We start from the raw sequence: 10,591 nt of genomic DNA on the forward strand, positions 1-10,591 counted from the left end.
TTTATCCTCTAATTATTTTTTAGAACGGCGACGTACGATATATTGATCAGTACGTTTGTTACTACGGGTCTTCTTACCTTTGGTCTGAATGCCCCATGGAGTTACAGGATGTTTACCAAAGTTACGACCTTCACCACCACCGTGTGGATGGTCTACTGGGTTCATCGCCGTACCACGAACGGTAGGACGGATACCACGCCAGCGACTTGCACCAGCTTTACCCAGAACTCGTAGCATGTGTTCTGAGTTACCAACTTCACCTAAAGTAGCACGGCAATCAGACAGTACCTTACGCATTTCACCAGAACGCAGACGCAGGGTTACATAAGAACCATCACGTGCAACCATCTGAGCATAAGCACCTGCTGAACGAGCCAGCTGGCCACCTTTACCTGGTTTCATTTCTATGTTGTGAACAGTAGAACCAACTGGGATATTACGCATTGGCAGAGCGTTACCGGTCTTGATTGCTGAATCAACACCAGACTGGATTTGATCACCAGCTTTCAGACCTTTAGGCGCAAGGATGTAACGACGCTCACCGTCTTTATACAGAACCAGCGCGATGTTTGCTGAGCGGTTTGGATCATATTCCAGACGCTCAACAACAGCAGGAATACCGTCTTTGTTGCGTTTGAAGTCAATCAGACGATAATGCTGTTTATGGCCACCACCGATATGACGAGTGGTAATACGACCATTGTTGTTACGACCACCAGTTTTGCTGTTTTTTTCCAACAGCGGAGCATAAGGCTTACCCTTATGCAGCTCAGGGTTAACCACTTTAACAACGTGGCGACGGCCCGGAGACGTAGGTTTACATTTAACAATTGCCATTGTTCTTTACTCCTCCGAATTACTCAGCGCCGCCAACGAAGTCCAAGTTCTGGCCTTCTTTCAGGGTGACGTAAGCTTTTTTCCAGTCGCTACGACGACCAATACGCTGACCGTGACGTTTTACTTTACCTTTAACCAGCAAAGTGTTTACGCCTTCAACTTCGACTTCAAACAGTTTCTGTACAGCAGCTTTGATTTCTGCTTTAGTCGCGTCTTTCGCAACTTTGAGAACGATGGTGTTGCTCTTTTCCATCGCTGTAGAAGCTTTTTCAGATACGTGCGGCGCGCGCAGTACTTTTAGCAGACGTTCTTCACGGATCATGCCAGCATCTCCTCAACTTGCTTCACAGCTTCAGCAGTCATAACCACTTTGTCGAAGGCAATCAGGCTTACTGGGTCGATACCTGCAGCATCACGAATGTCAACTTTATACAAGTTACGAGCTGCTAAGAACAGGTTCTCATCAACTTCGCTAGTGACGATCAGCACGTCTTCCAGAGCCATTTCTTTCAGTTTCTGTACCAGCAGCTTAGTTTTAGGTGCTTCAACAGAGAACTTTTCGACAACGATCAGACGATCTTGACGTACCAGTTCAGACAGGATGCTTTTCAGAGCACCGCGGTACATCTTTTTATTAACTTTTTGACTGTGGTCCTGTGGTTTCGCTGCAAAAGTTACACCACCAGAGCGCCAAATTGGGCTCTTAATAGAACCAGAACGCGCACGACCAGTGCCTTTCTGACGCCATGGTTTTTTACCTGAACCAGAAACTTCAGCACGAGTTTTCTGAGCACGAGTACCTTGACGAGCACCAGCTGCATACGCAACAACTACTTGATGCACAAGTGCTTCATTGAAATCACGCCCGAAGGTAGTTTCGGAAACAGTCAGCGCGCTTTGCGCGTCTTTCATTACCAATTCCATTCCTATCTCCTCGACGTTACGCCTTGACAGCCGGTTTTACGATCAGGTTACTGTTCGTTGCACCTGGAACAGCACCTTTGACCAGCAGCAGGTTGCGCTCAGCGTCAACTCGTACTACATCCAGACTCTGAACGGTTACACGCTCATTACCCAGTTGGCCTGCCATTTTCTTGCCTTTAAACACTTTGCCCGGAGTCTGGTTTTGACCGATAGAACCCGGAACACGGTGAGACAAGGAGTTACCATGGGTAGCATCCTGAGTACGGAAGTTCCAGCGTTTAACAGTACCCGCGAAACCTTTACCTTTAGATGTACCAGTAACGTCGACTTTTTTAACGTCAGCGAAAATTGCAACGCTAATGCTTTGACCTACAGTGTATTCTGCATCGCCTTCAGACAGACGGAATTCACGCAGAATGCGGCCAGCTTCAACGCCAGCTTTAGCGAAATGACCTGCTTCAGGCTTATTTACGCGGTTTGCTTTTTTGCTACCAGTCGTTACCTGTATTGCACGATAACCGTCAGTCTCGTTGTTTTTAACTTGAGTCACACGGTTATCTTCGATTTCGATAACAGTTACAGGGATTGAAACACCATCTTCAGTGAAGATGCGAGTCATACCCACTTTTTTACCGACTAAACCAATCATTGTTTCAACCTCTCAATCGTTCAATGACCTGATTAACCCAGGCTGATCTGCACGTCTACACCGGCAGCCAGATCCAGACGCATCAGAGCATCAACGGTTTTCTCGGTTGGCTCAACGATGTCAACCAGACGTTTGTGAGTGCGAATTTCGTACTGATCACGCGCATCTTTGTTAACGTGCGGAGAAATCAGAACAGTAAAACGCTCTTTACGAGTCGGCAGCGGGATCGGACCACGAACCTGCGCACCAGTGCGCTTAGCGGTCTCTACGATTTCCGCAGTTGATTGATCGATCAAACGATGATCAAATGCTTTCAGGCGGATACGGATTCTTTGGTTCTGCATGAGACCAGAGCTCCAACTATTTTTATAAACGTAAGAAATTACTCCTCACACCCATTTCGATTGATGGGGGAGTGTAATCGTTCTGTGTATAACTCCCATATCGGGAGTATTTTAATATGGCGGTAATTGATCGCTCATACTGATAAAAATCAGCCTACTAATGTAGGTAGGCTCGCGCATTATACGTGAATCTATTGACAATGCAAGATGAGGATGAAATTTATTCAGAGAAATAGTAAAAGTGGGTAAAAGAGGAGAATAAACGCCCCATAATAAATTTACAAGGCGTTAGTATGACTCTACTCTTCTACTACCTGAGCTTGAATGTAGTTTTGTATTCCCATCCGTTTAATTAGATCGAGTTGTGTCTCCAGCCAGTCTATGTGATTTTCTTCATCTGCAAGAACCTCAATCATCAGATCCCTGCTCACATAGTCATGAATTGAATCGGCATATGCTATTGCTTCTCTGATATCCTGCGCTCCACGTAACTCCAGTGCCAAATCGGATTGCAACATTTCTTCAACATCCTCACCGATATTGAGTTTACCTAGATCCTGTAAATTGGGTATGCCTTCCAGAAATAAAATACGCTCAATATATTTATCAGCGTGTTTCATTTCCTCAATGGATTCACGATATTCAACGTCATTCAAACGCATTAATCCCCAGTTTTTAAACATTCGGGCATGTAAAAAATACTGGTTGATAGCAACAAGCTCATTACCAAGAAGTCTATTAAAATGGGCAATGATTTTTTTATCACCTTTCATAACTAATTCCTCCGCTTCCAGTACCTACATTGTAGTACTAATTAAGCAGAGTAATTGCAAGAAAATTGTGCTTATTTTAGGCAACATTAATCATAGGGGGTAGTAAAGAAATCTCCTCGTTAATTATCTCACGGGCTTGGCGTACGCATTTTCCACAATCACTCCCTACAGGCACAAAGCTTTTCAGCTCTCTGATAGAACGGACATGCTGCTGCCGAACGACGTTACGTATGGTTTTATCATTTATCGCGTTGCAGAGACAGATATACATGGAGCACTCTTTTAACTATTTATGTAGCGATGATTAAAAGAACAGTTATAGCTATAAAATAAAGGATACTGACAAATAGTAAATAGAAATAACTCTCATTTCAATTATTGTTTCTATTTTGTTTATAAGCAAAATAAAGCCACCATTTTCGGTGGCACAAAAAAGAGGAGCCTTGCTTGGCTCCTCTTTTTTCATAATCTTTTTCTTATCAAAGATTAAGCAATAACTTTAGCAACAACACCAGCACCTACCGTACGGCCACCTTCACGAATTGCGAAACGCAGACCTTCGTCCATTGCGATTGGCGCAATCAGGGTTACTTTCATGTTGATGTTGTCACCTGGCATTACCATCTCTACGCCTTCTGGCAGTTCGATAGTACCAGTTACGTCAGTTGTACGGAAGTAGAACTGTGGGCGGTAACCTTTGAAGAATGGAGTATGGCGGCCACCTTCATCTTTGCTCAGGATGTACACTTCAGATTCGAACTGAGTGTGTGGGTGGATAGAAGCTGGCTTCGCCAGAACCTGACCACGCTCAACGTCATCACGCTTAGTACCACGCAGCAGAACACCTACGTTCTCACCTGCGCGGCCTTCGTCCAGCAGTTTGCGGAACATTTCAACGCCAGTACAAGTTGTTTTGGTGGTTTCTTTGATACCCACGATTTCAACTTCGTCACCCACTTTAACGATACCACGCTCTACACGACCAGTAACTACAGTACCACGGCCGGAGATAGAGAATACGTCTTCGATTGGCAGCAGGAATGGCTTATCAATATCACGCTCTGGTTCTGGGATGTAAGAATCCAGCGCTTCAGCCAGTTCGATGATTTTCGCTTCCCACTCTGCGTCGCCTTCCAGCGCTTTCAGAGCAGAACCACGGATGATTGGAGTGTCATCGCCTGGGAAATCGTACTGAGACAGCAGCTCACGTACTTCCATTTCTACCAGTTCCAGCAGCTCTTCATCATCAACCATGTCACATTTGTTCAGGAACACGATGATGTATGGTACACCTACCTGACGGCCCAGCAGGATGTGCTCACGAGTCTGTGGCATTGGGCCATCAGTTGCCGCAACAACCAGGATCGCACCGTCCATCTGGGCAGCACCGGTGATCATGTTTTTCACGTAATCGGCGTGGCCTGGGCAGTCAACGTGTGCGTAGTGACGGGATGGAGTATCGTATTCTACGTGAGAAGTAGAGATGGTGATACCACGTGCTTTTTCTTCTGGTGCGTTATCGATCTGGTCGAATGCACGAGCATTACCGCCGTAAGTTTTCGCCAGAACGGTGGTGATTGCAGCAGTCAGGGTAGTTTTACCATGGTCAACGTGGCCGATAGTACCAACGTTAACGTGCGGTTTTGAACGTTCAAACTTTTCTTTAGACATTAGGTTATCCCTCTAAGACACGGAATCGGTGGTTTCACCACATCAACCAAGCAATTGTGCTCGTTTAGATATCAACAGGAAGAAAACCAGGAGGCAAGAACTAAGGAAGTGGTGCTGATAGGCAGATTCGAACTGCCGACCTCACCCTTACCAAGGGTGTGCTCTACCAACTGAGCTATATCAGCACATCTTGGAGCGGGCAGCGGGAATCGAACCCGCATCATCAGCTTGGAAGGCTGAGGTAATAGCCATTATACGATGCCCGCGTGAACTCGGCTACCTGACTTTAATCAGCTGTATTATATCTTAAATATTCTGTCTGTAATAATTACCTGAGCAGAACACTCAAGATGAAAACTGGTTTATGGTGGTGGGGGAAGGATTCGAACCTTCGAAGTCTGTGACGGCAGATTTACAGTCTGCTCCCTTTGGCCGCTCGGGAACCCCACCTTTCCAAATTTTTAATGGTGCCGGCACCAAGAATCGAACTCGGGACCTACTGATTACAAGTCAGTTGCTCTACCATCTGAGCTATGCCGGCATCAAGTGCTGCGCATTCTAGGTAGTATTCGCCTGTGATGCAACAAAAAAATTATCTTTTTTGTTTTTTCGCTCACATTACGTTCAATCAAGGTTGTTTTGGTGATTTTTTCAATAGATAAAGTACAAATGACAAACAAAAATTCGCAAGATGAAAACTTCAATAACAAACTGATAGATTATTTTGAAATATTACTTATCACATCAAAGCCACTTTCCTTAAAAAGGCCTTAAATACTTATTAAAAGGCAAACAAAAAAACTACACATTTTTTCGCAATTTTGTATTTTCCATCAAAAAAATTACTAAAATAATAAAAATTTCTACGCCTAAGATAGTTCAGCCGATATGATGAGATTTATTTTTTGTCGGATACGGGTCTGCACAACAACCCGTCCAACCTGCATAGATAGGCAGATGTTGGCTTATGAATAAGAAAGAATCTTTTTTAACAACCCCTTATTTACAATTTGATCGTGAACATTGGGCAACTTTACGTGACTCAGTACCTTTAACATTAACAGCAGAAGAGGTTGCTGCTTTAAAAGGAATTAATGAAGAAATTTCAATAGATGAAGTAATTGAGATCTATTTGCCATTATCACGCCTACTTAATTTTTATATTAGTTCCAATCTACGGCGCCAGGCTGTTCTCGAACAATTTTTAGGAACTGGTGGGCAAAAAATACCTTACATCATTGGTATTGCAGGTAGCGTTGCTGTTGGGAAGAGTACAACGGCACGTTTATTACAAGCATTATTGAGCCGCTGGCCTGAACATCGTCGCGTGAAACTGGTGACAACAGACGGCTTTTTACACTCTAACAATGTGCTAAATGAGCGCGGTTTAATGAAGAAAAAAGGATTTCCCGAATCCTATGATATGCGCGGTTTAGTCAAATTTGTCTCTGATATAAAATCAGGTGTTGAAAAGGTCACAGCGCCAGTATATTCTCACCTTAGCTATGATATTGTACCTGACGAACAGCTTGTCATAGAACGACCAGATATTCTGATACTAGAGGGTCTAAATGTGCTACAAAGTGGCATGGATTATCCCCATGAGCCGCACCATGTTTTTGTTTCTGATTTTGTTGACTTTTCTATTTATGTTGACGCATCAGAACAATTACTCGAACAATGGTATGTCAGCCGTTTTCTTAAATTCCGCCAAGGCGCTTTTGCTGACCCAGACTCTTATTTCCACGGTTATTCTAAATTAACGACAGAAGAAGCAATAAAAGTCGCATCAGGCATTTGGCAAGAAATTAACGGATTAAATTTACAGCAAAACATCTTACCAACTAGAGAACGCGCCAGCTTAATTATGACTAAAGGTGCTAACCACGCTATTGAAAGCGTCAGATTAAGAAAATAATGTATAAAGCCGGAAATCTTCCGGCTTTATACTCAGCAACCTCTCAGAGAAATTTCACCGCCAATATAAGGCGTAATGACACCATTGATATCAAGCAATAGAGCACCTTGCTGGTCAATTCCACGGGAGATCCCATAAATTTCTTGATCACCAATAATCAATCTCACCGGACGATTCATAAAATTATCTAATTTAAACCATCTGGAAATAAATGGTAATAATCCTTCGTTTTCAAACCGGACCAACGCCTTCTTGAGTTCAACAACGATTTCAGCAACTAACTTATTCCGTTCAATAGTTACTCCTGCCTGCTGTAGATTAGTCGACCTTTGGTTTATTAATTTATGCTGCTCACTGCTCATTGAAATATTCATACCAATTCCGATGACAATCTGAGCTGCATCTCCTGTTTTCCCCATTAATTCAACTAATATACCGGCCAGTTTCTTATCATCCAGATACAAATCATTAGGCCACTTTACTTTTACTCTTTCTGCTCCCTGACGATTCAAAACTTCCGCAATTACAATGCCGACTACCAAGCTTAATCCTATTGTAGCAGCAGGCCCTTGTTCTAAACGCCAGAACATAGATAAATATAAATTCCGTCCGAAAGCAGACACCCATTGTCTTCCACGACGGCCTCTCCCTGCATATTGGTATTCTGCGACGCAGGAATCCCCCGAAGTAAGTTCAGCAAATTTATCTAACAAATACTGATTTGTGGAATCAATAACAGGAATAACCTCAATGCGATTGTTTGGCAGGTAGCTTTCAATCATTTCTTTACTGAGAAGATTCATTGGGGCAGGAAAGCGGTAACCTTTACCGGAGATCGTCAAAATCTCCACTCCCCACTTACGAATAGTCTGGATATGTTTATTTATTCCTGCCCGGCTCATTCCTAATTCCTGACCTAACTGCTGCCCTGAATGAATTTCACCATCTGATAACACGTTAATTAATTTTAATGGAATACTAATATCTTTCATGAAATACATTCCACTCCGTCTATTTCACCTTCACTACCAATGAAACGGACTTCAGGCTCTAAAGAAATATTGAATTTATTGGCTACTTGCTTGCGTACATAAGCAGCCAAGGAAATAATATCCTGCCCTGTGGCACTACCTAGATTGATTAATACCAATGCTTGTTTCATGTGAACAGCAGCATCACCAACACGATACCCTTTTAAATGACATTGATCTATCAACCAGCCCGCAGCTATTTTTACACTATGTTCATTATGATGATATTGAGGGCATTCAGGGTATTCCGATTTAATTTTTTGCGCCAACTCAATCGATACAACCGGGTTCTTAAAGAAACTTCCTACATTTCCTATAACAACAGGATCTGGCAACTTACTCTGGCGCATTTCACAGACTGCATGGAATATTTGCTCTGGTGTAACATCGTCACCCAAGAACTGCGTTAAACCACTATAGGTTAATATAGGCTGCCACGTTTTATTTAGCCTCAAACCAACAGAAATAATTGCATATCCTTCTCTATATTGATGTTTGAAGATACTATCCCTATAAGCAAATTGACACTCGTTTTCCATCAAACGAATTTGTTTACCAGTTTTCAGCTCAACTAAGTCGACATATTCACAGACTTGTTTAAACTCAATTCCATAGGCTCCAATATTTTGAATAGGAGCAGAGCCAACATTCCCAGGAATCAATGCCAAATTCTCCAGACCAAAAATTTGCCGATTTAGTAAATATTTAATTAATTCATGCCAATTTTCACCTGCACCGACATGAATATACCATGCAATATCAGATCCTTGTATCTCGATACCAAGAATGCGATTTAAGATTACTGTTCCCTTAAAGTTTTCAGTAAATAGAACATTGCTACCTCCTCCCAGTATAAGGATAGGATGACCACTCTTCTCAGCTTCTTGCCATAAAGATAAAAGTGATTCAGTTGAGGTTGCCGTACAAATACGTTCAGCATTGACTGAAATACCAAACGTGTTGAACTCTTTTAGTTGAGTTGGTTGACAGACAGACATTCATTTCGAACTCGATAAATAATTTGCCTGTAGTCTAGCAGACTCTATCTTTGAAAGATAAACCAGTAGTAACTGACTTACTATAGAAGACATAGAAAAGAGAAAAAACAAAATAACCAGAAATGCAAAAGGCCACTCAGATGAGTGGCCTTTTGACTGGATATTAAAGCTTGGCAGTTCCCTACTCTCACATGGGGAGACCCCACACTACCATCGGCGCTACGGCGTTTCACTGCTGAGTTCGGCATGGGGTCAGGTGGGACCGCCGCGCTATTGCTGCCAAGCAAATTCTGTTTTATTTGCCGAACATATTATTCATGGTGCTGATACCCAGATTCGAACTGGGGACCTCACCCTTACCAAGGGTGTGCTCTACCAACTGAGCCATATCAGCAAATGCTAAAATAAAAAGTGCTGCCATTTTAGCAAAACTTATAAATGAATGTCTGGCAGTGCCCTACTCTCACATGGGGAGACCCCACACTACCATCGGCGCTACGGCGTTTCACTGCTGAGTTCGGCATGGGGTCAGGTGGGACCACCGCGCTGTTGCCGCCAGACAAATCCTGTATTCAATCCCGAACAAGCTGCTTGTTATTTTCGTCCGTCACCGCTTCCGCGTCTATCGAAAATATACCTGAAACCCTGTCTTTCTCTCGTCTCTCAAACCCACAAAACCCCTTCGGTGTTGTCAGGTTAAGCCGCACGGGGCATTAGTACTGGTCAGCTCAACGTCTCGCAACGCTTACACACCCAGCCTATCCACGTCCTCGTCTCGGACGGCCCTTCAGGACTCTCCAGGAGTCAGGGAAGACTCATCTCAAGGCAAGTTTCCCGCTTAGATGCTTTCAGCGGTTATCTCTGCCGCACTTAGCTACCGGGCAGTGCCATTGGCATGACAACCCGTACACCAGTGGTGCGTCCACTCCGGTCCTCTCGTACTAGGAGCAGCCCCTTTCAATCTTCCAGCGCCCACGGCAGATAGGGACCGAACTGTCTCACGACGTTCTAAACCCAGCTCGCGTACCACTTTAAATGGCGAACAGCCATACCCTTGGGACCTACTTCAGCCCCAGGATGTGATGAGCCGACATCGAGGTGCCAAACACCGCCGTCGATATGAACTCTTGGGCGGTATCAGCCTGTTATCCCCGGAGTACCTTTTATCCGTTGAGCGATGGCCCTTCCATGCAGAACCACCGGATCACTAAGACCTACTTTCGTACCTGCTCGCGCCGTCACGCTCGCAGTCAAGCCAGCTTATGCCTTTGCACTAACCTCACGATGTCCGACCGTGATTAGCTGACCTTCGTGCTCCTCCGTTACGCTTTGGGAGGAGACCGCCCCAGTCAAACTACCCGCCAGACACTGTCCGCAACCCGGATAACGGGCCTACGTTAGAACATCAAACATTCAAGGGTGGTATTTCAAGGATGGCTCCGTGCA

General features: G+C 44.0%; 11 protein-coding genes, 5 tRNA genes and 3 rRNA genes (1 of these 19 only partly in view). 1 reads left to right on the forward strand and 18 read right to left on the reverse strand.

Features of this window, described 5'->3' with window-relative positions:
- Nucleotides 1–12: 12 nt before the first annotated feature.
- From rplB to HGO23_RS18645, 12 genes are all read right to left on the reverse strand, one after another.
- Nucleotides 13–837 carry a 50S ribosomal protein L2 gene (gene rplB, locus HGO23_RS18590; RefSeq protein ID WP_209027466.1) on the reverse strand — a complete coding sequence of 275 codons (825 nt, stop codon included), beginning with the start codon at nt 835–837 and terminating at the stop codon, nt 13–15.
- 19 nt (nt 838–856) lie between these two features.
- Complete coding sequence (gene rplW / locus HGO23_RS18595; RefSeq protein WP_038269605.1) at nt 857–1,159, reverse strand: 50S ribosomal protein L23; 303 nt, start codon at nt 1,157–1,159, stop codon at nt 857–859.
- Nucleotides 1,156–1,761, reverse strand: a complete 606-nt coding sequence (gene rplD / locus HGO23_RS18600; RefSeq protein ID WP_099134161.1) for a 50S ribosomal protein L4 — start codon at nt 1,759–1,761, stop codon at nt 1,156–1,158. Before rplD ends, rplW begins: the two co-directional genes overlap by 4 nt.
- A 16-nt stretch (nt 1,762–1,777) precedes the next feature.
- Entirely contained in the window at nt 1,778–2,410 is a 633-nt protein-coding gene (gene rplC, locus HGO23_RS18605; RefSeq protein WP_099134160.1) for a 50S ribosomal protein L3, read from the reverse strand.
- A gap of 32 nt (nt 2,411–2,442) precedes the next feature.
- Nucleotides 2,443–2,754 carry a 30S ribosomal protein S10 gene (gene rpsJ, locus HGO23_RS18610; protein ID WP_001181005.1) on the reverse strand — a complete coding sequence of 104 codons (312 nt, stop codon included), beginning with the start codon at nt 2,752–2,754 and terminating at the stop codon, nt 2,443–2,445.
- A gap of 299 nt (nt 2,755–3,053) precedes the next feature.
- The gene (gene bfr, locus HGO23_RS18615; RefSeq protein WP_099134159.1) at nt 3,054–3,527 is read right to left on the reverse strand and encodes a bacterioferritin; all 474 of its coding nucleotides are present in this window, start codon (nt 3,525–3,527) and stop codon (nt 3,054–3,056) included.
- A gap of 76 nt (nt 3,528–3,603) precedes the next feature.
- Nucleotides 3,604–3,798 carry a bacterioferritin-associated ferredoxin gene (bfd, locus tag HGO23_RS18620; RefSeq protein ID WP_099134158.1) on the reverse strand — a complete coding sequence of 65 codons (195 nt, stop codon included), beginning with the start codon at nt 3,796–3,798 and terminating at the stop codon, nt 3,604–3,606.
- Between the two features lie 215 nt (nt 3,799–4,013).
- On the reverse strand, nt 4,014–5,198 hold the full coding sequence (gene tuf / locus HGO23_RS18625) for an elongation factor Tu (protein ID WP_209027467.1): 1,185 nt from the start codon (nt 5,196–5,198) through the stop codon (nt 4,014–4,016).
- Nucleotides 5,199–5,307: 109 nt separating this feature from the next.
- A tRNA-Thr gene (locus HGO23_RS18630) sits at nt 5,308–5,383 on the reverse strand.
- A 6-nt stretch (nt 5,384–5,389) separates the two neighbouring features.
- A tRNA-Gly gene (locus HGO23_RS18635) sits at nt 5,390–5,464 on the reverse strand.
- Between the two features lie 99 nt (nt 5,465–5,563).
- Nucleotides 5,564–5,648, reverse strand: a tRNA-Tyr gene (locus HGO23_RS18640).
- Nucleotides 5,649–5,663: 15 nt separating this feature from the next.
- A tRNA-Thr gene (locus HGO23_RS18645) sits at nt 5,664–5,739 on the reverse strand.
- 426 nt (nt 5,740–6,165) lie between these two features.
- Between HGO23_RS18645 and coaA the strand changes: the two genes are divergently transcribed.
- Nucleotides 6,166–7,116: a type I pantothenate kinase gene (gene coaA / locus HGO23_RS18650; RefSeq protein ID WP_099137433.1), complete on the forward strand. Its 951-nt coding sequence runs from the start codon at nt 6,166–6,168 to the stop codon at nt 7,114–7,116.
- A gap of 32 nt (nt 7,117–7,148) precedes the next feature.
- On the opposite strand, the gene birA is transcribed toward coaA, so the two are convergent.
- From birA to HGO23_RS18680, 6 genes are all read right to left on the reverse strand, one after another.
- Nucleotides 7,149–8,108 (reverse strand): bifunctional biotin--[acetyl-CoA-carboxylase] ligase/biotin operon repressor BirA, encoded by a 960-nt coding sequence (birA, locus tag HGO23_RS18655; RefSeq protein ID WP_099137435.1) that lies wholly within the window; start codon nt 8,106–8,108, stop codon nt 7,149–7,151.
- Complete coding sequence (murB, locus tag HGO23_RS18660) at nt 8,105–9,145, reverse strand: UDP-N-acetylmuramate dehydrogenase (RefSeq protein ID WP_209027468.1); 1,041 nt, start codon at nt 9,143–9,145, stop codon at nt 8,105–8,107. Before murB ends, birA begins: the two co-directional genes overlap by 4 nt.
- Before the next feature lie 168 nt (nt 9,146–9,313).
- Nucleotides 9,314–9,429 (reverse strand): 5S ribosomal RNA (gene rrf / locus HGO23_RS18665).
- A 34-nt stretch (nt 9,430–9,463) separates the two neighbouring features.
- Nucleotides 9,464–9,539: transfer RNA gene (locus HGO23_RS18670), tRNA-Thr, on the reverse strand.
- 50 nt (nt 9,540–9,589) lie between these two features.
- A 5S ribosomal RNA gene (rrf, locus tag HGO23_RS18675) occupies nt 9,590–9,705 on the reverse strand.
- 132 nt (nt 9,706–9,837) lie between these two features.
- Nucleotides 9,838–10,591 (reverse strand): 23S ribosomal RNA (locus HGO23_RS18680) (it continues 2,155 nt past the right edge of the window).

Origin of the sequence: Xenorhabdus budapestensis (assembly GCF_017743015.1) — a bacterium.
Taxonomy (GTDB): Bacteria; Pseudomonadota; Gammaproteobacteria; order Enterobacterales; family Enterobacteriaceae; genus Xenorhabdus; species Xenorhabdus budapestensis.

Bases quoted from the DNA above. Each gene is read 5' to 3' on its own strand.
- rplB (WP_209027466.1), bottom strand. From the start codon at position 837: ATGGCAATTGTTAAATGTAAACCTACGTCTCCGGGCCGTCGCCACGTT.
- rplW (WP_038269605.1), bottom strand. From the start codon at position 1,159: ATGATCCGTGAAGAACGTCTGCTAAAAGTACTGCGCGCGCCGCACGTA.
- rplD (WP_099134161.1), bottom strand. From the start codon at position 1,761: ATGGAATTGGTAATGAAAGACGCGCAAAGCGCGCTGACTGTTTCCGAA.
- rplC (WP_099134160.1), bottom strand. From the start codon at position 2,410: ATGATTGGTTTAGTCGGTAAAAAAGTGGGTATGACTCGCATCTTCACT.
- rpsJ (WP_001181005.1), bottom strand. From the start codon at position 2,754: ATGCAGAACCAAAGAATCCGTATCCGCCTGAAAGCATTTGATCATCGT.
- bfr (WP_099134159.1), bottom strand. From the start codon at position 3,527: ATGAAAGGTGATAAAAAAATCATTGCCCATTTTAATAGACTTCTTGGT.
- bfd (WP_099134158.1), bottom strand. From the start codon at position 3,798: ATGTATATCTGTCTCTGCAACGCGATAAATGATAAAACCATACGTAAC.
- tuf (WP_209027467.1), bottom strand. From the start codon at position 5,198: ATGTCTAAAGAAAAGTTTGAACGTTCAAAACCGCACGTTAACGTTGGT.
- coaA (WP_099137433.1), top strand. From the start codon at position 6,166: ATGAATAAGAAAGAATCTTTTTTAACAACCCCTTATTTACAATTTGAT.
- birA (WP_099137435.1), bottom strand. From the start codon at position 8,108: ATGAAAGATATTAGTATTCCATTAAAATTAATTAACGTGTTATCAGAT.
- murB (WP_209027468.1), bottom strand. From the start codon at position 9,145: ATGTCTGTCTGTCAACCAACTCAACTAAAAGAGTTCAACACGTTTGGT.